This window comes from Sorangium sp. So ce367, from assembly GCF_051520455.1.
In the GTDB taxonomy this organism is placed as follows: Bacteria; Myxococcota_A; Polyangia; order Polyangiales; family Polyangiaceae; genus Sorangium; species Sorangium cellulosum_B.
This window is the reverse complement of sequence record NZ_CP150334.1, coordinates 3,839,941-3,865,806: the sequence shown is the minus strand read 5'-3', so window position 1 is coordinate 3,865,806 and position 25,866 is coordinate 3,839,941. Positions and strand designations below refer to the sequence as shown.

18 protein-coding genes are annotated in these 25,866 nt (G+C 68.6%); 11 read left to right on the top strand and 7 right to left on the bottom strand.

Going from position 1 to position 25,866, the window contains the following annotated elements; genetic code table 11:
• The first annotated feature begins 81 nt into the window (after window positions 1–81).
• The 4 genes from WME97_RS14865 (at window position 82) to WME97_RS14850 (ending at window position 3,815) form a co-directional block, all read left to right on the top strand.
• Window positions 82–1,323: a hypothetical protein gene (locus WME97_RS14865; protein WP_437552559.1), complete on the top strand. Its 1,242-nt coding sequence runs from the start codon at window positions 82–84 to the stop codon at window positions 1,321–1,323.
• Window positions 1,320–1,448: a hypothetical protein gene (locus tag WME97_RS14860; protein WP_437552558.1), complete on the top strand. Its 129-nt coding sequence runs from the start codon at window positions 1,320–1,322 to the stop codon at window positions 1,446–1,448. Before WME97_RS14865 ends, WME97_RS14860 begins: the two co-directional genes overlap by 4 nt.
• A gap of 130 nt (window positions 1,449–1,578) precedes the next feature.
• Window positions 1,579–3,183: a hypothetical protein gene (locus tag WME97_RS14855; protein ID WP_437552557.1), complete on the top strand. Its 1,605-nt coding sequence runs from the start codon at window positions 1,579–1,581 to the stop codon at window positions 3,181–3,183.
• The gene (locus WME97_RS14850; RefSeq protein ID WP_437555705.1) at window positions 3,180–3,815 is read left to right on the top strand and encodes a hypothetical protein; all 636 of its coding nucleotides are present in this window, start codon (window positions 3,180–3,182) and stop codon (window positions 3,813–3,815) included. Before WME97_RS14855 ends, WME97_RS14850 begins: the two co-directional genes overlap by 4 nt.
• 98 nt (window positions 3,816–3,913) lie before the next feature.
• On the opposite strand, the gene WME97_RS14845 is transcribed toward WME97_RS14850, so the two are convergent.
• The 7 genes from WME97_RS14845 to WME97_RS14815 form a co-directional block, all read right to left on the bottom strand.
• Complete coding sequence (locus WME97_RS14845) at window positions 3,914–6,016, bottom strand: FG-GAP repeat domain-containing protein (protein WP_437552556.1); 2,103 nt, start codon at window positions 6,014–6,016, stop codon at window positions 3,914–3,916.
• Window positions 6,017–6,549: 533 nt separating this feature from the next.
• Window positions 6,550–8,025: a PEGA domain-containing protein gene (locus tag WME97_RS14840; RefSeq protein ID WP_437552555.1), complete on the bottom strand. Its 1,476-nt coding sequence runs from the start codon at window positions 8,023–8,025 to the stop codon at window positions 6,550–6,552.
• A 13-nt stretch (window positions 8,026–8,038) separates the two neighbouring features.
• Window positions 8,039–8,524: a hypothetical protein gene (locus WME97_RS14835; RefSeq protein ID WP_437552554.1), complete on the bottom strand. Its 486-nt coding sequence runs from the start codon at window positions 8,522–8,524 to the stop codon at window positions 8,039–8,041.
• A complete protein-coding gene (locus tag WME97_RS14830) occupies window positions 8,521–12,243 on the bottom strand; it encodes an nSTAND1 domain-containing NTPase (RefSeq protein WP_437552553.1) in 3,723 nt (1,240 codons plus the stop codon). Before WME97_RS14830 ends, WME97_RS14835 begins: the two co-directional genes overlap by 4 nt.
• Window positions 12,240–14,237: a CHAT domain-containing protein gene (locus tag WME97_RS14825; protein ID WP_437552552.1), complete on the bottom strand. Its 1,998-nt coding sequence runs from the start codon at window positions 14,235–14,237 to the stop codon at window positions 12,240–12,242. The genes WME97_RS14830 and WME97_RS14825 overlap by 4 nt, the downstream gene beginning before the upstream one ends.
• A gap of 562 nt (window positions 14,238–14,799) precedes the next feature.
• Entirely contained in the window at window positions 14,800–18,027 is a 3,228-nt protein-coding gene (locus tag WME97_RS14820; protein ID WP_437552551.1) for a protein kinase domain-containing protein, read from the bottom strand.
• 86 nt (window positions 18,028–18,113) lie between these two features.
• Complete coding sequence (locus WME97_RS14815) at window positions 18,114–18,848, bottom strand: hypothetical protein (protein WP_437552550.1); 735 nt, start codon at window positions 18,846–18,848, stop codon at window positions 18,114–18,116.
• A gap of 284 nt (window positions 18,849–19,132) precedes the next feature.
• On the opposite strand from WME97_RS14815, the gene WME97_RS14810 reads away from it, so the two are divergent.
• From WME97_RS14810 to WME97_RS14780, 7 genes are all read left to right on the top strand, one after another.
• On the top strand, window positions 19,133–20,887 hold the full coding sequence (locus WME97_RS14810) for a sigma 54-interacting transcriptional regulator (protein WP_437552549.1): 1,755 nt from the start codon (window positions 19,133–19,135) through the stop codon (window positions 20,885–20,887).
• 382 nt (window positions 20,888–21,269) lie between these two features.
• Window positions 21,270–21,416 carry a hypothetical protein gene (locus WME97_RS14805; protein WP_437552548.1) on the top strand — a complete coding sequence of 49 codons (147 nt, stop codon included), beginning with the start codon at window positions 21,270–21,272 and terminating at the stop codon, window positions 21,414–21,416.
• Window positions 21,417–21,490: 74 nt separating this feature from the next.
• Window positions 21,491–22,594: a radical SAM protein gene (locus WME97_RS14800; protein ID WP_437552547.1), complete on the top strand. Its 1,104-nt coding sequence runs from the start codon at window positions 21,491–21,493 to the stop codon at window positions 22,592–22,594.
• Window positions 22,591–23,172, top strand: coding sequence for a flavoprotein (locus WME97_RS14795; RefSeq protein ID WP_437552546.1), 582 nt, complete (start codon window positions 22,591–22,593; stop codon window positions 23,170–23,172). Before WME97_RS14800 ends, WME97_RS14795 begins: the two co-directional genes overlap by 4 nt.
• Entirely contained in the window at window positions 23,159–25,309 is a 2,151-nt protein-coding gene (locus WME97_RS14790; protein ID WP_437552545.1) for a B12-binding domain-containing radical SAM protein, read from the top strand. Before WME97_RS14795 ends, WME97_RS14790 begins: the two co-directional genes overlap by 14 nt.
• 43 nt (window positions 25,310–25,352) lie before the next feature.
• Window positions 25,353–25,550, top strand: a complete 198-nt coding sequence (locus WME97_RS14785) for a hypothetical protein (RefSeq protein WP_437552544.1) — start codon at window positions 25,353–25,355, stop codon at window positions 25,548–25,550.
• A 99-nt stretch (window positions 25,551–25,649) separates the two neighbouring features.
• Window positions 25,650–25,844: a hypothetical protein gene (locus WME97_RS14780; protein ID WP_437552543.1), complete on the top strand. Its 195-nt coding sequence runs from the start codon at window positions 25,650–25,652 to the stop codon at window positions 25,842–25,844.
• Window positions 25,845–25,866 lie beyond the last annotated feature (22 nt).

The following is a 25,866-nucleotide window of genomic DNA, read 5'->3' as shown; positions in this document are numbered from 1 at the left end:
TCCAGCGATGGACCGCGTGCGAAGGGCCCAGGACGCAGGGATCGAGCGCGGCACCCGAGGCCCGCTGGAGAGGAGAACGCCATGAGTAAACGAGACGAGGCACTCGACGCCATGGATCTTGGCGAGCAGGAGCCCCTCCCGGTGTGGGAGGACATGGTCTTCTCCGAGCCGGAGCTGCCCTACGACTACGCCTCGGCGCCACAGAGCTTCGACGACACGCCCCCGCCGCAGCTCGTGCGCACCATCAACCTGCTCCCCTTCCCCGAGCACGACGTCCGCGGCCCCGAGGACGTCGACGGGATCGCGGCGCACATCCTGTCTCGGGCCCGGGAGGGGATCGCCGACCTCCTCGAGCACGAGGACTACGCCGGCTGCGAGAGCGCACCGACCGAGGCGTGGGCACGCGCGATCGCCGAGCACCAGACGGGGATCCCGTACACCATGCCCGTGTACTTCTATGGCTCTCAGAAGCAGGTCGCCGAGGGCATCGCGCGCCAGGGCCGCTATCCGCTCGTGGGCCAGTGCCAGCAATCGGTGACGACGGCGCTCTGCATGGGCGGATGGAACGGCGGCGTCCGCGGCGACATCGGCGCCGGCAAGGACTCTCAGCCCTACTGCGCGCAGCTCGGCAAGGGCTGGAAGGGCGTGCCCCTCGACCTGAAGAAATGGCCCGATGAGCTATGGGACGACGTGAAGGTGGGCTCCTGCCTCTTCTGGTCCGCGGACTCCGCAGGCTCCGGCCATGTGGCTCTCGTCATCCGCAAACACCCTGTCGACCGGAAATGGCAGCTCTGGGACACGGGGACGTCGTTCCACGATCCGAGCAGCCACCTGGCCGCGTCCAAGCAGGCGCGGATGCTGTGGGAGTCCCACTGGTGGGACTTCATCCCTAAGTCGCTCTCGAACGGCAGCTGGCCGTTCCGGGGCATCGGGCTGCTTCCCGGGCTGGGCCGCGTGAAAGAGGACCTCCGCCCACGGGGGCGCGCGCGCCTGCTTCTCCAGCGGCGCAGCGACAGGGCGCTGCTCTTCAGACCGGCGTGGATCGACATGGAAGCCGAAGGGCTGCCCATCTCGTGGCTGCTCCGCGGCCTGCGCGGCGCGCCGTTCTCGGATCGGATCGAGGCCACCTTCTGCATCAACTCGCCGCCTGGCCTGACGAGGAGCTCGCCCAGGGGTGCACCGCTGCTCGACTGCACGGTCGACGCGAAGGGCAATGCGCGGATGTTCTGGGACTGGCAATGGAAGCAAGGCTACCACGAGGGGAAGAACGCCGCCGTCTGGCAGCCCGACGCGCCCTTCCCCGCGAGCGCCGGGGGCGCGTGAAGTCCCAGGCGGTCCGCGCGGCCAAGACCCCGGCGGAGGCGGAGCGAGGCCTGTACGAGGAGGCGGACGCCGAGCTGCGCGCCGAGGTCGAACGGAAGGGCGTGGCGCAGCGAGCTCACAGCTGAAAGGCGACGGCAGAGCCATGCAGACGGCGAATGAACTCCAGCTGCTCCTGACGCCCGAGGACGACGCGGAGCCGGTCCTGAAGGACGGGCTCTCCAGCCGCGCCGCGGCACGAGCGGACGCTGCGGAAGGATGGACCGCACGCTCGAGCATTTCTGGGAAGAGACAGGCGATCCCGACGATCTCGAGGAGCAGCGCTGGGGCGTCATCGCGCCCGAGGGCACAGAGGGAGACCGGCTCATCGCGTTGATTCAACCTTTCATCGACGCCCGGCGAGAGGCACAGGGCGGCGATGAGGTGATGATCTTCCGCGTGCCCTCCGCGATGTCGCCGGAAGAGGCCGCCCGCTGGCGCAAGCAGCGCTTCGACGTCAGCGCGGAGCTCGCGCGCGATCTGCCGCGTTATCAGCTCATCCTCGGCGACCTCCACGAGGTGCCGCTCGCCCTCCAGCAACACCAGACCACCGACGGCTTCGTCGGACGGCTGTGCTTCCGGGAAGAGCGCGCGTACGAGGCCTACGTCGATAAGGTGCTCCACTGGGAGAAGGCGCGCGCCGAAACCGCCGGGAGCGCTGCGTTCTTCACCGTGCGCGACGGCACCGCCGCGACGGCGATCGGCCACAGGTCGCTCGCCGAGCCCGCGATCGCCGAGCTCGGGAGGTACAAGCTCGACGTGGCCGATCTCGGGGATCAGGGCGATCAGGGCGAGCCCTCTCCGGATGCATTCCTGGAGGTGGTGAAGCGTCCGGAGCCCACGGCGCTGTTCAGCATCAGCCACGGCGCGGGCGCGCCTCGCGGCGGGTGGAAGACCGAGAAGGACCAGCGTGACCGACAAGGGGCGATGAGCTTCGGGCGCGACAAGCTGAGCGGCGGCGACCTCGGCGACGCCCCGTTCTTGCCGGGCGGGATCTGGTTCATGCTGGCGTGTTACGGCGCCGGGACGCCGGACGTCAGCGCGTACCGGCACTGGCTCGAGCGGCTCAAGCAGAGCGGCCAGTTCGGCGGCCAGACCGACTCGGTGCTCGCGGGGCTCCCCCAGGGCGGCCAGCGACCGATCATCGCCCGGCTTCCGCAAGTGGTGCTGGCCAACCCGAACGGCCCGCTCGCCGTGATGGGGCACGTCGATCTCGCGTGGACCTACAGCTTCCAGGAGAGGGATACGGGCAGGGCGCTGTCGCGTCCCTCGAAATTCGTGGAGGTCGTCCGGGCGGCGCTGGAGACGAATCGCGTGGGGAGCTCGTTCCGGAAGCTCTTGAAGGCGTCTCTGCTGACGAACGTCGAGCTCACCGGCCTGTACGACAGCGCGGAGAGGCTGGGCGCCGCGCCGGACCCGGCGCGGCTCGGTCACCTGTGGATGCTGCGGCAGGATCTCTCGGGCTACGTCTTGCTCGGCGACCCGGCGGTGCGGCTCCCGGCGAGGCGCAGACGGCTGAAAAGGACGCGGCGAGCGCGGCGGGCGAGCGCGCGGGGTGCACGAGGGCCGGTCCGCGGCGCCGATGCCCGCTGCGGCGGCTGCCGTCGCGTCGAGGGGGCAGGCAGGAGAGCAGGCAGGGGATGCGCCGAAGCCGCCGCACGGCAGGGATATCGACGACGTGGAGAGGGCCATCGGAGAACTGCTCTCGGGCAGCGCGGTCACGGCGGTGGCCAGCGAGCACGACATCGAGCCGGAGCAGCTGAGCGCGATCGCGGAGATCTACAGAAAGGCCGGGCGCGCCGCGCTGGGCGTGAAGTGAGATGACGGATTTGAATTGCGAGAGCCGACTGGACCTCCCGCTCGCCGACGCGGAGGAGCGCCGGCCCCTCCTCGATGAGGGGCTTCCGGGCGATGCGGCCCAGCGCGGGCCGAGGCCGAGGGCGAAAGACAGCTTCGAGCGGAAGCGTTCGGACGCGGACCCGAACGACCTCACGGTCCAGCGGTGGGCCGTCGTCGCGCCCAGGGGCCGCGACGGGGACCAGCTCCTCGAGGTCATCGCGCCGCTGATCCGGCTGCGAGAGGAGGAGCAGGGCGCGCCCGTGACCGTCTACCGCGTGCCGCCGGACATGGACGCCCGGGAAGCGGCGGCGTGGCGAGAGGCCGAATGCTGGCGAGACGACGTGCCGGAGGACGAGTGGCCGTATTACCTGCTCCTGCTCGGCGATCTGCACCAGGTCTCCCTTGAATTCCAGCAGGTGATCGCGTGCAGCGCGATGGTGGGCCGCGTGGAGTTCGAGGGTGCTTCCAGCGAGGCGGATCTCGATGGCTATGCCGCGTATGCACAGAAGGTCGCGCCCTCCTCGCCGCCCGGCACGCCATCCACCAGCGGGCTCGCCACAGGACGCCCCGGCGCTGGACCGGCCAGACACGCAACTGGACGCCTATCGGCCCCGTGACCCTCAACCCCCACACGCACGAGGCTCAAGCATTGACGAGGATATGACCGAATCAACGGACAACTATCTTGACACCCACCGCCCGAGGCGTCAGGACGCTACGGGATGCAGTTATTAGGAAGCACGCTCACAGTGCTACTGAGACGATTCGCGATGGCGAGATCGGGCTTGCCGTCGCCGTTTAGGTCCGTGGCAGCAACCGAACTAGGTCTATGGCCCGTCGGGTAGTCCACCTTGGGAGCGAAGGTACCATTGCCATGGTTGAGCAGCACGCTCACGGTGTCGCCCAAGAAGTTCGTGATGGCGAGGTCGAGATTGTCGTCGCCGCTCAGATTCGCGGAAGCAATCGAACCAGGTTTATAGCCCGTCGGGTAATCCACCTTGGGAGCGAAGGTGCCATTGCCATGATTGAGCAGCACGCTCACGGTGTCGCCTACGTAGTTCGCGATGGCGAGGTCGGGCTTACCATCGCCGTTCAGGTTCGCGGCGGCAACCGATACGGGTCCACCGCCCGTTGAGTAGTCCACCTTTGGGCCGAAGGTGCCGTCGCCGTTGTTAAGCAGCACGCTCACGGTGTTGCGCAAGTAGTTCGTGATGGCGAGGTCGGGCTCACCATCGCCGCTCAGGTCCGCGGCGGCAACCGACATGGGTCCACCGCCCGTTGGGTAGTCGACTTTCGGGCCGAAGGTGCCGTCGCCGTTGTTAAGTAGCACCCTCACGGTGTTGCCCGAATAGTTCGCGGTGGCGAGGTCGGGCTTGCCGTCGCCGCTCAGGTCCACGGCGGCGACTAAGCTGGGTCCACCACCCGCTGGGTAGTCGACCTTCGGGCCGAAGGTGCCGTCGCCGTTGTTAAGTAGCACGCTCACGGTGTTACCCGAATAGTTCGCGGTGGCGACGTCGGACTTGCCGTCGCCGTTCAGGTCCGCGGCAGCGACTGAGCTGGGGCCATCGCCCGTTGAGTAGTCGCGATTGGAGGCGAAGGTGCCGTCACCGTTGCTAAACAGCACGCTCACGGAATCGCTTTCCGCGTTCGCAGAGGCAAGGTCGACCTTGCCATCGCCGTCCAAGTCTGCAGCCACAACACTGACCGGCTGATTAGCCGTTGGGTGGGGCTTGGGGGCAAAAATGCTGTCGCCGTTGTTGAGCAGCACATTAATAACGTCGCTCTCGAAGTTCGCGACGGCGAGGTCGGGCTTGTCGTCGCCGTTCAGGTCCGCGGCGGCAACCGAGATGGGTCCACTACCCGTTGGGTAGTCGCGCCGGGACGCCAAATTGCCGTCGCCGTTGTTGAGCAGCACGCTCACGGTATCACTCAGATACGTCGCGACGGCGAGATCGGTGTTGCCGTCGCCGTTCAGATCCACGGCGACAATCGACATGCCGCCATCGCCCGTTAGATAGTCATGTTTGGGCGCGAGGACGCCGTCGCCATCGTTGAGAAACACGCTGACGGTGCTGCTATCGGAGTTTACGACTGCGATGTCGACATTGCCATCGCCGTTCAAGTCCGCAGCCGTAAGCTCGATCGATGCACCACCCGTCGGGTAATCGTACCTGAACGAGAAGGAGCCGGTGCCGTCGCTAAGCAGCACGTTGATAGTGTTGCTACCGGAATTCGCGACAGCGAGGTCGGACCTGTCGTCGCCGTTCAGGTCCGCGGCGGCAACCCACATGGGTCCACCACCCGTTGGGTAGTCGCGCTTAGATACGAAGATGCCAGCGCCGTCGTTGAGTAGCACGCTCACGCTGTCGCCCCAGTAGTTCGCAACGGCGAGGTCGGGCTCGCCGTCTCCGTTCAGGTCCGCGGCGGCAACGGAGATGGGGCCATCGCCCGTCGGGTAGTCGCGCTTAGATGCGAAGGTGCCGGCGCCGTCGTTGAGCAGGACGCTCACGCTGTCGCCATAGCCGTTCGCAACGGCAAGATCGAGACTTCCGTCGCCGTTTAGGTCCGCGACCGAAACCGAGCTGGGACCATCACCCGCTGGGTAGTCGCGCTCGGACCCGAAGGCACCATCGTCGTTGTTGAGCAACACACTCACTCGGTCGCTGCTACGGTTCGAAACGACGAGGTCGGGCTTGTTGTCGCCATTTAGGTCCGCGGTCGTAACCGAGAGGGGACTGTCACCCACAGGAAAGAATAGTGTACCGATAAACCCAGGCTTTTCACAGATGCAGGTCCCATTACCGCAGATCTCTCCCATACCACAAACCACGGGGGCGATGGTCTTGCATGCAGCAGTGGTTCGATCGCAACCGACACAAGGGTCGCAAAAACCGTCGTCCTGCCAGCTTCCTTGCGCGTCACAGACCTGCGGGACATTTCCGTGACACTGAAAGTCTCCCGGTGTACAGGTCTGTATGCATTCGCCGCCCGAGCAATGGAAGCCGCGAATCGGATCGCACGGCGCATCCGCGCCTTCCCAATGCCCATTCTCGCCACACGCCTGTGGCGTGAGTCCCTGGCACCGCTTGCTCCCGGAAGCGCAGTCACCCACGCACGCGCCGGCCACGCAAGTATGTCCAACGCACGGCCCCTCTGGTGCGTCCTGCCATTGTCCCGAGATGCAAATCTGGGGCAAATTGCCGCTGCACGTCCTGGCGCCTTCGTCACACACGGCCGATTTGAAATCACCGATCCCCACTACACAGTTACATGCCCACAGGACGAAGCTGACGAGAACCGCTCCCAAGCCCCGGACGCCGCGCTGGCTCTCTCCTTCTTTCGGCTGGCCCATCAGAACCTTCCTTTCACCTCGAATCCTCCAAGCCCCACCCCCGCCCTCACGCTCGGACCCGGGCGCCTTTTGCTGCCCCCAGGCCGCGTGAGCAGCAACACGCCCGTCCCCGCCGCCACCCCTAGCCCTCCGACCAGCAGGCCAACCGTGGCCGCCGTCCCCAGGGCCTCCACAGCGCGCTGGTTTCCTGCCTCCGTAGAGGGACACTGCTTGTTCGGACAACGGGCATCGAGTTCGTTGATCTTGTCGAGCGCCAGCCCCCCGGTCACAGCAAACACCCCGAGCCCCGCGACCCCAACGCCATAGGCCAACCCCACTCCGATGTTCCTGGTCCTCGCGGCGCGCGCCTCGGTCACAAGGTCAGGCTGCCGTTCCAGCGACACCGACAGCTCCCGCTGCTTACGCCGCTCGAGTTGCACCGTTTGCTTCGTAGAGAAGAACCCACCCGCGCTCACCTCGATCACATGTGCCCCTAGCGGAAGCCTCCCTTCCCACGGCGCTTTGCCCACCACCCGTGCATCAATGCTCACCGTTGCCTGCTCCGGCGTCGATTCGACCCGCAGCGACGCATCTTGCTCCTCCGCCCCCAGCACCACCCGGGTGTCCTCGTATAATTTCACCGACGCCACCTCGACCCCCGATGCTACCTTCGCTCCATCGTCAGCCACCCCCCCCGGCGCCTCGCACGCGGCCAGCGCCCCCACCCCCATGAACCCGTGCAGCCGCACCTTGTGCTCGCCGGCGTCCACCAGCCCTTGCCAGGGCGTCACCCCGACATCCTTGCCGTCCAACTCCACGCGAAGCACCCAGTTGTGCTTCTCGCTCACAACGAGCCGCCCCTTCCTCGAAGTGGCCACCAGCTCCGCCACGCCCTCCTTTCCGGCCTTGACATCCACCGTCATCCCGAGCGGCGCGAACCCTTCTTTCTCGACGCGGACGGCCCGGGTGCCCGCGCTCACCCGCAGCGGCCTTTCCAGAGGGAGCTTGCCACGCAGGCGATCGTCGATGAACAGCAAAGCGCCGGCAGGCACGTCTCCGGTCACCGCCAGCGTAGCCACCAGACCCGAGAGCTCCGCCATCTCCGCCGCCACCAGCGCCTCTATCTTCGCAGGCAGCTTCGGATACTCGCGGAGCATCTCCTCATACTGCTCCAGCGCCTCGTCGTACTGGCCAGTCTGCTTGAGGCACAATGCTATATTGCCCATCGTGTTCCGGTTCTTCTTGAGCCAGAGCGACCTGCGAAACGCCTCGAGCGCCTCGGGATACTTCAGCTTGTTGAAATGGGCGACGCCTGCTTGGAACTGGGTCCGAGCCTCGGCCTCGTCGGCGGAGACGTCCGCCTGCACGGCTTTGCCCGGCGGCGCAGGTGGAGCCGCCCACACATTGAATTCGATCATCCCCAATGCGAGGACGCAGCCAACCAGTGTTATCGAATGAATTGAACGCACGAGCATCGCCCTCCTCCCGTCCGTCATGGCACCGGGGACATCATTTGTCGCCATAGACCTCAATGCATTCCGGTTTCTCCGGCTTCGCTGCCGGTGTCGCCGGCAGAGCCTCGTTCAGGTCCACGAGCCTCGGAGAGGGCTGGACCTCTTGGATCGTCACCTCCTTCACCAGCGCCGCCTTCGCGCCCTTCCACACGCGCACGATGCGCACCTCGCCGACTTTGCCAGTGAGATCGATCGTCCCGTCCCGACGATAAGCCGGTTGGTTGTCCACCTCCACCAAGGCGTCGCCCGGCACCACGAGGAGCGGCACCCGGCGCTCGTCCTGCCCGAGAACGGCCATCCCGGCGCGAGCCGCCGCCCTGGGTGCCGCGCCTCTCGCCACGCTCGACGTCGGCGGCGCGCCGCCACTGGCATCGGACGGCGGCCATTCACAAGCCACTTGATATATCACGGTCACCATCACCAACGCCCCCGCAACGAACGCCCCTCCGCAATCAGCTCGCCCCCTGATCCCGATGCTCATGGTCCCTGCCCCTCCCCGAAGAACGGCGTCCTCGAATGGTCACGCTCGCACGCCGCATAACGCTCCAACGCTCTGTCGGGCGGCTCGCCGAGATGGAGCATCCGCAGGCTCGCGGGAAGGCAATCCGCGTTGCTCGAGAGGAGGCCCCGCCGGAGTTCGGCAGCGTCGACCGTGAAAGTGCGTGTGGTGTTGTCGACCGCGACGGTGAAGAGCTGCTTTCCGCCGCCAATGAAGGCCATAGAGAGAATCGCCGCCTCCGTGTCGAGCAGGACAGGCTCGCTCGTCCCGGGGCGGTCCCACCCGTCGCGACTCCACAGGAGGACGCCGCCATGCCGCAACGAGAAGGCGATCCGGCCGCCGTCGGCGCTCCAGATGGCCGTTAGGACGGCGACGCCGGGATCCTGGGACGCAAGGACTGCGCCGCTCGTCGCGTCCCAAATCTGCACGGTGCCATCCTCGGATCCGGTCACAATGTGCTCCCCATCGGGGCTCCACGCTGCGCTGTACACGGCGCCTCCGTGCCCTTTGAACACCACGGGCTCCCGCGCCCCCGAGGCCAGCCAGACACGCGCGGTGTGGTCCATCGACGTGGTGACGATGCGCTGCGCGTCCGGGCTCCACGCGGCCGAAGTGAGACCGTCGGTGTGCCCAGACAGCACCCGGGCATCCCCCGTACCATCCACGGAGACGACGCGCGCGGTCCGGTCGTTTGATACAGTGACGATGCGCGTTCCATCCGGGCTCCACGCGGCGGCGCGCACGGCGGCCTCATGGCCCTGAATCGACACGGCATCTCGTTTGCCGTCCACAGGGACGATGCGAGTCGTCTTATCGAAGCACGCGGCGGCGACGCGCGTACCATCGGGGCTCAACGCCGCGCCCGCGATCCACGCGTCCTGCTGCGCGAGCACGACGTCCACGCTGGTGCCGTCCGCACGCCACACGCGCACCGCGCGGTCGTCGTAAGCGGAGACGACAAGCTCGGCGCCGGTGCCGATGGAGGCGGCGTGATAGACCTCGCGACGCTCACGCGGCAAGGATTCGAGCAGCGCGGGGCGCCAGATCCGGACCGTGTTGTCGCGCGAAGGACCTCCGGGCTGCGGCGCCGCCGCGGTGAGCACGCGCGTCCCATCCGGGCTCCACGCGGCCGACAGCACCGGTGCGTCGTGCCCGGCCAAGACGAGGTCCTTGCCACCCTCCGACGGCCAGAGACGCGCGGTCTGATCGAGCGAGGACGTGGCGACGTACCTGCCGTCCGGCCGGAAGGACACGAAGGTGACGGGGCGGCTGTGCCCCGCAAGAACGACCGGCTGTCCGGTGCCGTCGGCGCTCCAGACCCGGGCTGTCTTGTCGGCCGACGCAGTGGCGACGCGTGCGCCGTCGGCGCTCCATGCAGCAAAGAGGACGCTGCCCTGGTGGCCCTTGAGCACGACAGGCCCGCCCTTGCCGGAAGCGTTGAAGATCCGCGCGGCGCCGTCGCTCCACGCAGTCACGACGCGCGTTCCATCCGGGCTCGGCGCGGCAAAGAGGATCTGGGCATCCGGCCCCTTCAAGATCACCGGCCGCCCGGCGCCGTCGGCCGCCCAGACACGCGCTGTCCCGTCCTCGGACGCGGTGAGGACGTGCGCTCCGTCGTCGATGAAGGCCGCGACGGTCAGCACCCCCGTGTGGCCTCTCAGGTCGACCCTGCCGTCGCCGCCATTAACGCCGTAGACACGGACGATGTTGTCGGCCGAGGCGGTCATCACGCGCAATCCATCGGGGCTCCACGCGGCGAGGTGCACAGGCTTGTCCCCTGCGTCGAGCACGGCGATCTGGCCACCGCCGGCCCCCCACAGGCGCGCTGTCCCGTCCTCCGAGGCGGTGAGCACGCGCTTGCCGTCGGGGCTGAGGGCGAGTGCGTTGATCTGCCCCGCGTGCCCGGAGAACACGACGGGATCGCCCGTTCCGTCGGCGCTCCAGAGCCTCGCCGTCTTGTCGTCGGACGCGGACAGAACGCGCCGGCCGTCATGGCTCCACACGGCCGCGCGGAGCGGCTTGTCGTGGCCACGGAGCGTGACGAAGAGCGCATTCTGGTCGAGCGCGTTGGTCGCCAGTTCGAGCCAGCCCCGCGCGGTCTCGGGTCGCTTCACCTCCGGCAAGAGCTTGATTCCCCACGTGATCTGGCCGCTGTTTTTGAGTTCGCGAAAGCCCGCGAGCAGGCGCGCGTCGGAGGCATCGATCTCCTTGTCCTTGGCGATCGCCTCCGCCGCCCGAGCCTCCTTCGCCGCGGTCTGGGCTGCCAACCGCTGATGAAAGGCATAGAGGCCCAGCGCCACGGCGCCCGCCGCCACCACCATCGCCACAAAGGCAAGGGCCGCAAAGAAGCGCCGCTGCTCCCGCGCCCTCGCGAGCCGCTCAGCCGCCTCGCCGCGCTCGCGTGCGAGCTCCCTCTCCTGCTCTGCCTCGCGGCGGCGCTGCGCTTCCTCGCGGTGGAGCTGCTCCTCCTCGAGCTCGCGTAGCTGCCGCGCCTCGGAGACCCTGCGCGCCAGCCAGTCGTGGCCAATCTCGAAATAGCGGCTGCCCTGGTGCTCCTCGGCGTGGAGGATGGCGGCGCCCTCGAGCGCCTTGAGGATCGGCCCGAGTTCCTCGGCCGGCAAGAGCCGGAGGAGCTCCTTCTCGGTGCGCAGGGTGCGGCTGCCGTCCGCCGTGATGAGGTGATCTTCTAGGAGGCGCCGCGCCGCTGCGCTGAGCGCGCCGAGGTCGTCGAGCGTCGCCTCCAGGTAACGGCGCAGGATCGGCTCGGCCTCGACGCCCTCCTGCTCCGCCGCGCCGCCGCCCTGCGCCCGCTCCTGAAATAGCGCCCGGCAAACGATCTGGGCATAAGCAGCCTGCGCCTCGGCATCGTCGGACTCGGCCTGGCCGGGCATGCGCACCTGGAGCATGAGCGCGCGCACCGGCGCGAGCTCCCAGCTCTGCGGCGGTTGTCCGCCGGCCGCGGCCTTGCAAACCGCCTGGGAGAGCTCGGCCACGATGAGCGGGCCGACCCGGAAGCCGTGGCTGAGCAGCCGGCGGTGCTCGCGCAGCCGATCGCGGAAGCGACCCAGATAATCCTCGCGGAGCAAGAGCACGACGCGCAGGCCGCGGAGCGGGGTGTCCACGAGGCGATTCAATGCGGCGAAGAACGCCTCCACCTCGGTCGTGCTCCGGCTCGGGTAAAGGAGCTGCTCGATCTGGTCGAGGTAGAGAAGCGCGATCCGAGGAGATTTGCGCGCGGCGCGCTGCGCGGCCGACAGCAGGGCCTCTTCGGCCGACAGCTCGGCAGGCCGCGCGCCGAACGAGAGCGCGGAGTAGACCGCGTCCGCGAGCCATTGCGTGGGCTCCTTGTCCTCGGGCCAGGCGTCCATCCGAACGACGCGGACCCGTTGGGCGTCGATGAGCGCAGGGATCACCGACGCTTGCATGAGCGATGATTTGCCGGCTCCAGACGGCCCGTAGACGGTCACGCAGCGGTTGGCGAGGACGCTCGCCTCGAGGCGGTACGAGAGCTCTTCGCGACCGTGGAACCGCTCGCGATCGGCGGTGCGGTAGGGCTGCGGGCCAGGAAACGGGTTCGGCGGAGCGATAACGCTCGCGCGCTCCGCCGCGTCCATCGTCGAGGGCCGCTCGGCGAAGGGCACAGATCGGCGGCTGGGCGGCTCGTCCGCCGGCGCGTCGTCCGTCAGCGCGCCCTCGCTCATGACCCCTCTTCCGGAGTGAACTCCTCGAGCTGCGGTGCGAGCTCTGGCCCCTCCATGACGGAGGCGATGCGTCCACCGCCAGGGAGCCCGCAGCCGGCCTCCCAGATCTCGGGCTCGCTGGGGTCGGCGTCGGGCCTCAAGAGCGCCAGGCTGTCGCTCGGCGCCTGCCGTTGATCGTAAAGCCAGCGCAGCAGCATGCGATGGCGAAAGTCGAGCGCGGAGAGCCCCACGAAGAGGCCTGATTGAACGCGAGGCCGCGAGAGCAGCTCCTCCATCCACACCGGCGGATCGAGCCCGAGGGCCCCGAGGAAGCCATGGATATGATCGTCCTCGGTGAGCACGGGGTGGGAGAAGATGGGGCGAGGCCCGGCCGAATATCCCCCGTAGAGGCGCAAGATGACGACGTCGCTGTCCAGCTCGAACCGCCTCGGAAGGGCGGGCTCCATCTTCCACACGGCGGCTCCGGCGGCGCGCTTGACCACGAGCGGCTTGCCGCTCGCGCCCAGCAGCGAAGGCTGGATGGCGAACACGTTCCGCTGCGGGTGCGCGTCGGCGATGGCGCGCTCCATGTGCGGCCGCCAGAGGAGCGTGATGTGGACACCGGGAGCGGCGAGGCGCGCGAGCGCCCGGGCGAGCTTCGGGACCGGCTCCTCGAGGGAGGCCATGAGCGCTTGCTGAAAGAGCACATGCAAGCTCTCCTGCCCGAACCTGAGCGCGCACCGTTGCGTGAGCGCGCTCAGTGAGAGCGTCGCGGACGCGGTGTCGCCGCCCTCCTCCATGAACGAAAGGAGCTCGGCCTTCAGCGTGGCGCGGTCCTCCTCGAAGTCGCCGAGCACCATCGTGAACGGTCTCTCGAGCAGGCTTTGGAGCGCCGGCGAGAGGCCCCTGGGCCTCCTCCGCGCTCGCTGCTGGGAGACACGCCGTTCGCCGAAGTCGAAGATGGTTGAGCCTGTGCCTCGCAAGAAGAGGACGGGAGAGAACGCCTCGGCGCTCTGCGCGAGCAGCGTCCTGCGCGCCGCGGCCACGCTCGCGCCGACGTCGCCGATGCCTCGGTCCGCGCCCGTGAGGGACCGGTAGATCTCGGACGAGCAGAGGCGCGCCACGTCCGCCTTCACCGGCCAGAGGTGGGCCACCACCGCGTCCGCGCCGGCGCTCGCCAGGATCTCGGCGGCGCTACCGAACGCGCCTGCCTTCGCGCCCTCGCAGGCTTCGAGGATCACGAGGCGCAGCTCCTCGCAGAAGCTCGCGGAGAGCTCGCGCCCCAGGGCCTCTGCGGTGATCCACGCCTCGTCGCCGTCCTCGTCGTCGGCCACGCGAAGGATGGGCTTCCCCGAAAGGTCCACCCCGCCGTGACCAAGCCAGTGCAGCACGTGAGGGGTCTTGCCGCGCCGCAGCCGGTGGAAGAGGACTTGAGCGCTGATGTCCGTGCCGGCGATCGGGTCCAGCCACTCCACCTCACCCGCCTCGATGGATGGCGAGAGGGCCTCTTTCAGCACCACGAGGCTCCGCTCGTCACGACCCGGCGCGATCGCCAGCACGCGGACGGCGCCCAGGACGTCGCGCGGCTCCCAGGGCTCCGGCGAGATGACTCCGCGCGCCAGGAGGACTTTCGGGTCGGTCCCCAAGAACCCCTCCGTCGTGCCCGGACGGCAAAGAGCTTCCCAGGGGATCCCCATGAGCGCGCGGTCGCGCAGGAACAATCGCACGAGGAGCGGGCTGTCTTTCGATGCCTCGCGGAGCCTCACCAGCACATCCCGGAGCTCGTCCTTGAGCAGCTCGCCGTAGAGCGCCTGGGCCTCCTTCACGACGGCGGGCTCGAGCGCCCTGCCGCTCCGGACCGCCCTCCCGACCTTGCCAGCGAAGCTTTGCAGCGCATCGGTGCCCAGCTCGGAAGAGAGCGTGTGAGCCGGGGGGCGCTCTCCGCGGCTCCCGCGCGCGCCCACGCGCACCCCCTGTCCACCGGAGTCCACATCGATCTCGATCCACATGGGCATACTCAAATGCTGACGTGCAGCATGGTCGAGGCGCCTCGTCTGCTGCGCCAATCGGGAGAAAGACGATGAGCATGCGTATTCGCAACGACAACGCGAGGACACGACGGCGCACTCGCGCTCCAATCAATCGCTATTGATAGGCGCGGCCCTAGCGCAGTGTGCATTCCGTTGGCGGTTACCCGCCTCGGGCTGCGCGTCACGGGTGAGCCACTTTTCCCAGACTCAAGCAGACACTATGCCAAGCACCGGGAGCCCAGATCGCATCTCGTGCCCTCCAGAGAAACCGAACGAGCCTTCCAGGAACGCGGGGCCGTACGCGCTGAACCCATTGCGGCGCGCCTCAAGTCCGAGCGGCATAGGGTCGAAGCTCAGCGCGTCGGCGGCTCATCCGCGCCCGGCGAAGGGCGCCGCAGCGCCCCTGACGCGTCAACAGGTCCCGGACGCGTCAGCGTCAGCTTGACGCGTCCGCAAGTCCCCGGCGAGTCAGCCGATACCAGACGCGTCTGCCGGTCCCGGACGCGTCAGCTCGACGCCGGAGGCGAACCGTCGGCCGCCGCCTTCATCAACGTCGACTCGACCCCCCGCCGCCCCCCAGCGCCCCTTCCAGCGCTTCTTCCACCGACAGCACCTCGATCCGCCGGCCCCAGTGCTCCCGCGGTATCCCATGCACGAGTTCCTGCACCGCATCCCTCCAGGAGTCCCTCGCCTCCGGGAACGCCCGCCCAAGCAGCCCGAGCGCTTGGATGCCTATCCCGGGAACCCGGCATTGCATCGCAAGCTCAGCGAGCGCCCGCACCTCCGCCTCCTGCGCGCCCGCCCCGCACGCCAGCGCAACACACCGCGCCAGCAGCGCCCCCCACGGCCGCGCCATTTGCCGCCACAACCACGCCGCCCTGTCCGCGAGCACCGCAGCCAGCTCCAGCGCCCCTGCTCGGTAAGCGACGGCCGCCTCGTTCAGCCGGACGAGCGCCTCCAGCTCCTGCACACCCACCCGCTGCACCGCCTCGACCAGCTCGAGATCCGGCTCATGCGCCTCCCCCATGCGGTAGTGCGCGGCCCGGAGCAGCCACTCTGCGCGCCCTTCCCAGTACGCGTGCCGGGCCCGCGCGGCGAGGTCTCGTCCGACGGCCGCGCGCTCAGCCGCCTCCTGATGCCGGAACGCCTCCAGCAGCGCCGAGGCGCAGTTCACGGTCGCCGCGATCCGCGCGGTCAGCCGCGGCTCCTCCTCCGCCGCGACCGCGTGCAGCGCCGCCGCTTCCTCGAACCGCCCCTGGCTGTAACGCAGCAGCGCTTGCCCCTCGATGAAGCAGAGCTGCGCCATCGGCTCTCCGGATCGCTCCGCCCACTCCCTCACCGCCGCGAGGACCTCTCCCAGCAGCGCGGGCGACGACTTGGCCGCAGCGACCACCACGCGCACCCGCTGGCGCCGCCGCTCCAGCTCCGCGTCGGCGAACGGAGGGATCCCGTCCGCCAGCTCCAGGGCCTGCATCCCGTTCGCGCCCGGCGCCGCGAGCCCGGCGCGCACGAGGGCCTCCAGGTGCTGCACCATCGGCGTGCGGCGCACCGCGCGCGACAGCTCGTACAGCACCCGATCCAGCGCGTACGGCGTGCCCTCCGCGAACGCCAGCTTCACCCACTCGGCGAGGAGCGCGTCCTCGTACCCCGGCTCCACGTCGTCTTGCAGCCGCACGACGCGCAGCACCTCCTCGAGCGCCGTCAGCGCGGCCCCCAGATCCCCCTCCCGCCCGCGCCGCTGCGTGACCTCGATCGCCTCCGCCGACGCCTCACGCACCTCCTCGGCGGCGAGCCAGTGGAACAGGCGCCCCTCCTGGCCGGGGCGCAGCGTCCGGGCGATCGCCCGGTTCGCCGCCAGGCGGCGGCCCGACGGCCACGGGATGTCCACCTGCCCGCGCAGCGCCATGCGTCCACCCGGCAGCCGCCGCGCCGCGCCGCTCGCCTCGAGCGCCTCGCATTCCGCCTCGATCTTCCACAGCGGCTGCTCCATCACCTGCGCGAGCTGCGGCAGCTCCAGGTGATGCCCGCCGACCGCCAGCCATCGAAGCAGCTCCTCCTGGTGCGGCTCGCGCTCTCTCTCCACCGGGGATGACCGCGCGCGCATCGCGCCGAGCATGCCGGCGTTCAACCGCACCAGCCCATCGCGGTCGATCCGCAGGTGCGCGCCGTCCCAGCGGGCCAGGCCGAGGCGAACCCACAACGTCACCTCGGCTTCGATCCACAAGGGCAGCCCTTCGGTCCGCTCCCAGAGCGCGCGCGCCGCGTCCTCGCGCAGGTGCAGCAGCCGGTCGGACCCCGCGAACAGCGGGCGCAGCGCCGGCTCGTCGAGCGGGCGCAGCCACGCGACGTCCGCCGCCCCCGCCGGCGCACCGGAAGGCGCAGACAGCAACACCCGTACGATCGTGCCTTGTCCGAAACGGACCCGATCCAGCACCGCAGCCGACCACGGGTCGAGCCCCTCCGCGTCGTCCGCGAGCACGACGACGCCCCGCGCGAGCGCCAACCGCAGCTCCGCCTCGACCCAGGCCGTCATGTCAGCGAGCCCGAGCGCCGCGCCTTGCTGAGGGATCCCGACCACCGCTTGCACGCTGGCCAGCGGCGCGCGGGCAGCACGCGTCCACGCCACATCTCGCCCCTCGCGCGCGAGCGCCTCGGCCGCGTCGCCCAGGCAGCGCGAGCGTCCGGAGCCCGACGAACCCACCACGTCGATAGAGCGCCGCGCACGCGCGGCCGTGAGGACCTCCGCGAGCGCGCGCCCGTCCCCGAGGAGCGGCAAGGTCGGTCCGGCCCGCGCCGCGGCCGGCTGCCCTCGGAGCGCCGCCAGCACCTCGGTCGCCGATCGGAACCGCTGCTCCTTGTCCCGCGCGAGCAGCCGATCGACGATCCCCGCCACGTCCGCGGGCAGGTCGGCGGCGAGCTCATGCACGGGGATCGCAGGCTCCAGGAGCCGCGCCCGCAGCATCCGCTGGAGGTCCTCCCCGTCGTGAGGGATCTGCCCCGTGAGCGCGTCGTAGAGCATCACGCCGAGCGCGTAGAGATCCGTCCGTGGGTCCACCGCCTTGCCCAGGATCTGCTCCGGCGCGAGATAGAGGGGCGTGCCGAGGATCTCTCCGGCTTCGGTCAATCGATCCGCCGGATCGCGCCAGAGCGAGACGCCGAAATCCAGCACCGTGGGGCGCCCCTCCGGGCTCACCAGGATGTTGTCGGGCTTGAGATCCCGGTGAACGATGCCCGCCGCGTGCACCCGCGCGAGCACCTCGAGCAGCGCCATCGTCGGGTCGGCGAGGGCGGCCCAGCTGCAGCGGCACCGCTCCCCGCCCCGGCGCGCGATGCTCCCCGGAAACGGCTCGCCCTCGACACGCTCCATCACCAGGAACGGCCGGCCGCCCTCCACGCCGTCGTCGAGGAGCTGCACCACGCCGGGGACGCGGAGCATCCGGAGCGTCGTGATCTCCCGACGTATCCGCGAGAGGAGTTGCCCTGCGGCGTGGCGCATCCACTTGAATGCCACCTGTCCGCCGAGCACGAGATCGTCGGCCGCCCAGACCTCGCCGTGCGCGCCGGCGCCCAGGCGCTCGACAAGGCGATAGCGGCCCGCGATCACGCGGCCGAACCGGCTCTCCTTGCCGGGAGGCGCGGCCTGCGACGACGCAGCCGCCGCGGCGCCAGCGCGCGTACCGCCTGCTCCTGGCAGGTGCTCGCGCGCTGCTCCGGCCGCGTGGGAGCTGTCATCGCTCTGGGTCGTCGGGAGGAGCGTGTCGTCCCTCGGCGCCATGCGCCCAATCTAGCGCCCGGGCGAGGTCTTCCGCAAACGGGTCGACCGCGGCACGCGCGCGGGCCGCCGAACCTCGGCAAGCGGCGCTATCGCGCGGCCGGGACCGTCTCTCCGCAGTAGTTGATGCACCCGGTGATCACGAAGCGGCTGCCAGGGCCCCACGCCTGATTTGCCAGATTGATGAACTCCTGAAGCGACTTCGCTCTCTGGGCCCCTGTCTTGACCGCGACCGCCGCGGCCTTGCCGGCTGGCTCGTACGCTGCGGGCAGCATCCAGTACTCCGTGCTCGCCGGATCGAGCAGCCCATTCACCACGAAGGCGAGGCCCCGTGCTTCCACCGGCATCGCCTCGTTCAACGCCACCCTCGCCGCTTCGAACGACTCGTTCTGCGCGACCACGAGCCCGGTCGCCCTCTGCTGCAGCACCTGGAACAGCCTGCCTCCCGTGGGATCCAGCTGGAAGTCGCAAATTCCCACGTCGGGGTACGTGGGCGCAGGCAGCCGCGAGGCCGGCGGGATCTTCGCCCACGTCGTCTGCTTGGGGACGTCGTGGTAGCGGTAGACGTCGGCCTGAGCCCACACATAGAACGAGCCGGGCCGCCACAGATCGGCGACGTTCGACTGCCAATCCGATAGCGACCATCGAGCCATGTGCTCAGGCGGCGGTTCGATGTCGAGGGCGTTGTGCGGGTGCTCGAACAGGAGCCAGCGTTGCAGCTGGCCGCGCTCCGTCTCCACGCTGAACGCGTAGCCAATCACCGCCCTACTCTTCGGGTTGACGACCCGCACAGCCCCCGGGTGAAGCAGCCCCGTCATGCTCATGAATTCTTCCTCCTCATGTTCTCGGCGCACACGACCGCCCTGCTACGCGCAGCGCAGGCGCGATGGGCACGGGTCCGTGACGCGAGACTCAACCGCGCTGAAGCACCTGGCCGGACCATCTCTCCGCCGCGCCGGTCGATCGTTGCCTAGCAGGGCCTGTGCCAGCAGCATCGGTCGCAGGGCGCTCCAGGAGGGTGGAACGCCGGTCGCGGCCGAGCAGATCGCTGTCGCGTGCTCCTCTGCATCTTGCGGCCGCTGTGCGCCACGCCCAACATGCTGTGCCGATGGCGCCAGGAAGCAGAGCACAGCTCGAGAAGTCGACGCTCATCGGCCGGCACACCACCGGCGGCGGCGCGCGAGGCAGCTCCGCAAGGCGGATGCTGACGATCCTGTACCACCCGTGCCTGGATCGCATCGGAGATCAAGCGCTGCTTCCCGAGCCCGACGGCGGCGGAGCAGCGCTGCTGTCGCGGGTAGAGCCCGCCTTCGCGCCGCCTGGTCGAGCGGAGGGCGAGCCGCTCGCCGACGAGCACCTGAGCCGAAAACCCTTGCGCCTGTTTGCAGCGGCCGACGGCGGAGCACGGCTCGAGCTCGGCGACAGCAGCACGGCGGTCGTGGTCCAAGGCAAACGCCTGCAGTCTGCCGCCCACTTCTCCGCCGCGCAGCTCCGGCGGGGAGTCGTCCTCGAGCTCGGTCATCGCGTGGTTCTCTTGCTCCACGCCTCGGCTTCCCGGCAGGACCTCATCGCGGACACCTCCATGCCAGGCGAGGAGCGCGAGCTGATCGGCGACAGCGACGGTCTGCGGCAGCTCCTCTGGGAGGTCCGGAGTGTCGCGGACATCGAGCTGCCGGTCCTGATCCGCGGGGAGAATGGCACCGGCAAGGAGCTCATCGCGCGCGCCATCCACCAGGCGGGGCCGCGGCGCGAGCGTCCGTTCGTGGCGATCAACTTCAGCGCCATCCCCCCGGCGCTCGCGAGCTCGGAGCTGTTCGGCACCGAGAAGGCATCCTTCACGAGCGCGGTGCACCAGAAGGGATACTTCGAGCAGGCGCACAGCGGCACCCTGTTCCTCGACGAGATCGGAGACGCCCCGCTCGATCTCCAGGTCGCTCTGCTGCGTGTCCTTGAGACCGGCGAAGTGCAGCGCACGGGTGCGCAGGTTCGCAAGGTCAACGTGCGGGTGATCGCGGCCACGGATGCGGACCTCGAAGCGAAGGTGGCCACCGGCACATTCCGCGCCCCTCTGCTCAACCGCCTCTCCGCGTACGAGATCAGCGTCCCACCGCTGCGCGCGCGCCGCGACGACATTGGCCGGCTCCTGGTCCGCTTCCTCCGCGAGGAGCTCGAGCGGGTCGGTGAGACGCGCCGGCTCGCCCCCCCCGCGCCGGAGGACAAACTGTGGCTCCCGGCCTCGCTCGTCGCCCGGCTCGCTGAGTACGACTGGCCGGGCAATATTCGCCAGCTCCGGAACGTCGTACGGCAGCTCGTCATCGGAAGCCGCGGCAGGGACCGCCTCGAGCTCACCCCCGCGGTGGAGCGCCTCCTGGCCGAGCCCTCAAGCGCGGGCGCCGAGCTGCCCGAGGACGATTCGTCGACACGGCACGCGGCCCGTCCGCTCCCGAGGCCGGAGCCAGCCACGCCCACGCCTCCGTCGGAGCAGATCGCGACCGCTCCGGCCTCCGCGGCAGATGCGCCGCCCCACTCGACCTGGCGCTCGCCGGCGGACGTTACCGAGAACGAGCTCGCCGAAGCGCTCCACGCGAGCAAGTGGAACCGCGCCGCGGCGGCGAAGCGGCTCGGCATCGCGCGCGCCTCGATCTACGTGCTCATCGAACGCTATCCGCGGTTCCGCACGGCGCGGGATCTGACGATCGAAGAAATCACCCGCTGCCACCGGGAGTGCGACGGCGATCTTGAACGCATGGTCGAGCGACTCGAGGTATCGGAGGAGGCGCTGGCCAGTCGGGTACGCGATCTCGGCCTCGGTCAGGGTGCGGCGTCGGCCCGCCGGGATGCGGACGCGGTCCGTCGCGGGTGAGGGAGCAGCGGCTGGGCGCGCTGCCTGATCTGCCGCAGCATCCGTGACGCGTCAGGCGGTCGTCGACGCGTCAGGTTGTCACTGACACGTCGGGTCATCCGTGACTCGTCATATCGTCACCGACGCGTTGTTGACGCTCAGGATGGCTGCGGCTCGATCGTGCGGGTTCGTTGCTGGCCATGGCACGGGTGAACGATCCCGCGTGCAGGAGGATGCGGCGGTCGCTCCCCATCCCGCCCAACCGCCGCCGGACAGCGGCGATCGTCGTCATGCAATGCAAACCGCACCCCTCACTTACAGAGAACGAGGCCGCTGGCATGACGCATGCTATTGCCGCGGTAGCTGGTCACGCATGGCGTGATTGGGGTCGGGAGAGCTCGAGATGGCCAAGGATTGCGCCGCCGGTCCGATGCAAGCGTTGCTCGTCAAGCTGTACGCCGAGATCACCGGCAACGGCAACATCGAGATCCCGCGCAACCCCACCAGCGAAGCTGCTTCGGCTTGTACCGCTCAGGCTCGACGCCGGTGATCCCACTGGACGACCTCCTATCGTGCCATCTGGTCCATGCTCATACCGCGTCGAAGCAAAGGGGCCGAGATCTCATGAACACGAAATCAATGCTCGCCGCCGCGACGCGGCTACAAAATGCCACTTTATCTTGGGACTTTACTCGAACGTGCAATCTGAGCTGCGGTCACTGCTCAAACGCCGATGATCGCGCGTCGGCCGCGGCCGATCTGCGGCTCGAAGCAGCGGCACACCTGCTGGGTGAGTTCCGCCTGTCCGGCGGCGTCGGCCTCCACCTCCTCGGCGGCGAGCCGTTGCTCCGCAAGGACTTCCTCACCGTCGTGCGGCTGGGGCGCGAGCTCGGCCTGCAAGTCTCCGTCACGACCAACGGCACCGTCGTGCCCGACGACGATGCCATCGACTGGCTGATGCAGAATCTCGCGGTCATCACGGTGAGCCTCGATGGACATGAGGCCGCGGTCAACGATCCCATCCGAGGTCGTGGCACCTTCGACGCCGCGGTGGGGAGCCTTCATCGCTACCGCGAGCGCCGCGATGCCATATCCGGCGGCGCGAAGATCAACATCTCGCACGTCCTCTGCGCGAGCAACGTTCGCCACGTCGAGAGCATGATGGCCCTCGCGAGCGCGATCGCCGCCGACACTCTCTCCATCACCTACCTCAAGCGATATGGCAACGCGTTGCGCCTCGATGCCCCGCGGCCAGCCCGGCCCGAGGAGCTCTTGGCTGCCATGGATCGCGCCGCCTCGCTCGCCTGCGAGACCGCTGCTCGCGTGGTGCTCTTCGAGGTGCCGCGTCGGCTTCGGGAGACGCTACAGGAGCGCCATGGGAAGGCGGCGGAGTTCGGCGGAGATTCTTACTGCGACACCGCCGAAGGGCAGCTGCGCGTGTCCAGCGACGGTCGCGTTTATCCTTGCTTCGCCGGAACGAAGCACATATCGAAGACCGGAGATCCGCTCTCAGCTCTCGACGCGCGGCACGTGCCCCTGCCGGAGATCCTCGACGGCGAGATCTATCATGAGTTCAAGTACGATGCTCACGTTCGCCTGCGAGAGACCCCGTGGAGGATCTGCCGCGGATGTGCCCACTTCGCGGATCGGAGCTGCTACCCCGGGTGCCCCTATGAGCCTGAAAACATGAAACCCCGGCTCTGCCAGTTGCTCGAGGTAGGGCGATGAAGATCCTCGTCGGAATCAGCGGGGCCATCGGAGTGCTCGGGATTCACACGTATCTCGTGCGGCTCTCTGCGGAGCGCGAGGTCGAGCTCCAGGTCGTCATGACGCCAACGGCCGCACGCTTCGTCAGCGCGGAGGCCCTCGCTGCGCTGCTCGGCTCAACCGTGCTCACCGAAGCATGGGGTCCGGGTCTCACGCGTCCACCGCCGGCGCTCGTCGAAGGGGTGGATGTCTATCTGGTGGCGCCGGCCAGCGCGAACACCCTCGCGCGCTGCGCGAATGGGATCGCTGATAGCCTCGTCACGACGTGCTATCTGTGCCACACCGGTCCGACCGTCTTTGCACCGGCGATGGCACCGGAGATGCTCCACCACCCGGCCACAGTGCGGAACATCGATCGGCTCCGCGAGTACGGAGCCTTGATCTTGCCAACGGCGCGCGGCGTGCAGGCGGCGACAGGGAAGATCCTCGACGGAGCGCTCTGCGAATACGGACAGATGTGGGAGGCGCTCGTGCGCTCGGCCAGGTGGCCGGCTGCACCGGCCATGCCCGTACAGGAGCTTGTTCATGGCGAGCCTTGACTTGGTGTTCCCGCCGCTCACGGGGGTGAGCTATCCGTACCTGAGCACCGCGGCGCTGACCGCGTACGTGCGCCAGGAATCGGACCACCGCGTCCAGCAGCACGACCTGAACTACAAGGTCGTAGACTGGCTGCTCAGGCCGACCACTGTTTCTCGTTGGATCGAGCGCGCGGAGCGCTGCATCGCGGCCGATGCGGGACGCACGCTCGACGGTCGCGATGCGTTCCGCTTCGCCCAGTGCGCGGATCTCGTCATGAAGGGGCCGGCAATCCTGGAGCTCTTACCCAAGGCGCTCGAGGTCGTGCGCTCAACGAGCGGGATCGCACATCCGGGCGAGGTGGCTGCCGCCGACCGCATCGTGGCTGCCGCGCTGGCCGCTGCGAGGGTGGGCTCGCCTCCCGAGGCCTTCAACCTCGTGGAGCCGATCTACCGCTACTCGGCATCCTCTCCGGGAGAGCTGCGGCGTGGCCTTGAGGACGAGGAAAATCCTTTCTACAGGATATACGATGAGCTCATCGCGCCTCATGACCTCCGCGCGGATGTCGTCGGCATTTCGGTGATTTACCACGGTCAGGTCTACCCGGCGCTCAGCCTGGCCCGATGGCTCAGGCATCGTAACCCGCACACGAAGATCCTCATGGGCGGTCCGATCTTCACGGTTCACCGCGAGCGGCTTAAGTGCCATGCCTGGCTTTTCGACTGGGTCGACGCCTTCGCGATCTACGAAGGCGAGAGCCCGCTCGTGGGGTATCTCGACGCGCTGGCCCGGCCGCGGCGCAGCCTGCTCGGCCATCCGCTCGACGGCGTTCCCGGGCTCATCTGGCGCGCGCCCGACGGCGTTCACGAGACGGGGGCCCCGACGCCGATCGACGTGAATCGGCTGCCGTGCCCCGACTTCGACGGGCTGCCGGTCTCGGACTACCACATGCCTGAGCCGGTGCTGCCCCTGCTCGCTTCACGCGGCTGTTACTGGCGCTGCGCGTTCTGCACGCATCACTACATCTATGGTGAAAGCTATCGCGTGAGGTCGCCCGAGCGCATCAACACGGACCTGCAAATACTCCGCGAGCGCTACGGATCGCGACACATCTACTTTGTCGACGAGTCGATGTCGCCGAAGTTACTCCGGCACATTTCCAACGCGTTGCTCGACGTCCGGAGCGACGTGCGCTGGGGCTGTGAGCTACGAACGGAGCGCAACCTCTCGCGTGAGGATCTGGAGAAGGCTTTCGCCTCCGGGTGCCGGGTGTTCTCGTTTGGAGTCGAGTCTGCGAACCAACGTGTACTCGATCTCATGGAAAAGGGCATCACGGTCCCCGAGATCGACCGGATCATCGAGCAGGCCGCGGATGCCGGGATCCACAATCACGTCATGTGTATCGTTGGCTTTCCGGGAGAGGAGGAGCACGAGGCGGAGGACACGCTGCGCTTCGTTGCCCGGCACCGCGACGACATCGATCTGGTCGGCTTCTCGTTCTTCTACCTGCTCCGTCACTCGCCCGTGGAGCGGTCGCCGCGGACCTACAGCGTCCGGGAGATGCGGGAGCTGCGACATGGCTACGATTTCGAGGAGCGCCTCGCGTACGAGGTGGAGTCGGGGATAGATCAGGAGACCGCCTTCGCGCTTTGGCAGCGAATGTCTGGCACCCCGGACGTGGCGCTCATCGGCGCGCGGAGCGGGCACGCGCAACGCGAGCGGCTCCTCTTCTCTCCCGGCCGAGCGGGGCTCGGTCGGCTGCGCGCGCAGGGGCTCCCGACCCCGCTGCGAGACGCTATCCGGAACCTCCCTGCCGAGCTTCGGGCGTTCGGCCACGATCTCGAGGCAGCGACCAACGTGTCGACTCCGTTTCTCCTGGAGGCAGGGCGCGCCTACAACTGTCACGGCACGGCGTTGGAAGAGTCCTGGACGCAGTTCGGGCTGGCGCATTCGCTGCCGCCGCTCGCTCAGCCGGCGCTGTACGTTTTCCTGCCCGACCGCTGGGCGTTCCTGAGACTCGAGTCGGCAACGGCTCGGGTCCTCCTTCGCTTGCACCGCGGCGACACGGAGGAGCGCATTCTGGCCGAGGCGCGAGGCACAGCACGCGAGGATCTGAGTCGCCGCATCGAGCTTCTGCGCAGCTTCAACCTGGCGGGATAGCCAGGGAATCCATGTCGCCCGCCCGCTCCGAGGAGGCCATACCATGAAGAGCAGCGCAAAGCATCACCACCATACCCATGCGCACGGCGCACCTGCTCCGCCGCGCGTCAGGCTATCGATCGACCTCGAGGCCCTCCGGGAGGTCGTAGAGGAGCTGGGGCACCAAGAAGCGCTCGTCGAGTTCGAGATCTCATTTCGTTCGCGATCCGGGCCGGAGCAGCGCGCGGGCCGCGCCGAGTGAGGTATTCGCCAATTTCGCGCCGCGTCCCGCAGGAACGGAGCGCGTCGTCGAATCCGCAGTATCGCTGTAAATCATCAACCGAAGAGAAGGAGACTGACCATGCCCGATCCCAACAAGCCGCAGAAGATTCGTTTCAACGTTGACGTCGATCAGCTGCACAGCTTGCTCGATCAGCAGCCGCGAATCGAGGTGGCCTCCCGCGTCGGCGGCAAGGAGTTCACGCTGCTCGAGGCGACCCGCATCACGAATCCAGGCAACCTCGCGGCGGACAATCAGGTCAACGTGCTCTGCTGATCAGGGCCCTGGGCGCCCCGCC

Excerpts from the sequence above, each read along its gene's own strand:
- WME97_RS14865 (WP_437552559.1), top strand. The coding sequence starts at position 82 with ATGAGTAAACGAGACGAGGCACTCGACGCCATGGATCTTGGCGAGCAG.
- WME97_RS14855 (WP_437552557.1), top strand. The coding sequence starts at position 1,579 with ATGGACCGCACGCTCGAGCATTTCTGGGAAGAGACAGGCGATCCCGAC.
- WME97_RS14850 (WP_437555705.1), top strand. The coding sequence starts at position 3,180 with ATGACGGATTTGAATTGCGAGAGCCGACTGGACCTCCCGCTCGCCGAC.
- WME97_RS14845 (WP_437552556.1), bottom strand. The coding sequence starts at position 6,016 with ATGGGAGAGATCTGCGGTAATGGGACCTGCATCTGTGAAAAGCCTGGG.
- WME97_RS14840 (WP_437552555.1), bottom strand. The coding sequence starts at position 8,025 with ATGACGGACGGGAGGAGGGCGATGCTCGTGCGTTCAATTCATTCGATA.
- WME97_RS14835 (WP_437552554.1), bottom strand. The coding sequence starts at position 8,524 with ATGAGCATCGGGATCAGGGGGCGAGCTGATTGCGGAGGGGCGTTCGTT.
- WME97_RS14830 (WP_437552553.1), bottom strand. The coding sequence starts at position 12,243 with ATGAGCGAGGGCGCGCTGACGGACGACGCGCCGGCGGACGAGCCGCCC.
- WME97_RS14825 (WP_437552552.1), bottom strand. The coding sequence starts at position 14,237 with ATGCCCATGTGGATCGAGATCGATGTGGACTCCGGTGGACAGGGGGTG.
- WME97_RS14820 (WP_437552551.1), bottom strand. The coding sequence starts at position 18,027 with ATGGCGCCGAGGGACGACACGCTCCTCCCGACGACCCAGAGCGATGAC.
- WME97_RS14815 (WP_437552550.1), bottom strand. The coding sequence starts at position 18,848 with ATGAGCATGACGGGGCTGCTTCACCCGGGGGCTGTGCGGGTCGTCAAC.
- WME97_RS14810 (WP_437552549.1), top strand. The coding sequence starts at position 19,133 with ATGGCGCCAGGAAGCAGAGCACAGCTCGAGAAGTCGACGCTCATCGGC.
- WME97_RS14805 (WP_437552548.1), top strand. The coding sequence starts at position 21,270 with ATGGCCAAGGATTGCGCCGCCGGTCCGATGCAAGCGTTGCTCGTCAAG.
- WME97_RS14800 (WP_437552547.1), top strand. The coding sequence starts at position 21,491 with ATGAACACGAAATCAATGCTCGCCGCCGCGACGCGGCTACAAAATGCC.
- WME97_RS14795 (WP_437552546.1), top strand. The coding sequence starts at position 22,591 with ATGAAGATCCTCGTCGGAATCAGCGGGGCCATCGGAGTGCTCGGGATT.
- WME97_RS14790 (WP_437552545.1), top strand. The coding sequence starts at position 23,159 with ATGGCGAGCCTTGACTTGGTGTTCCCGCCGCTCACGGGGGTGAGCTAT.
- WME97_RS14785 (WP_437552544.1), top strand. The coding sequence starts at position 25,353 with ATGAAGAGCAGCGCAAAGCATCACCACCATACCCATGCGCACGGCGCA.
- WME97_RS14780 (WP_437552543.1), top strand. The coding sequence starts at position 25,650 with ATGCCCGATCCCAACAAGCCGCAGAAGATTCGTTTCAACGTTGACGTC.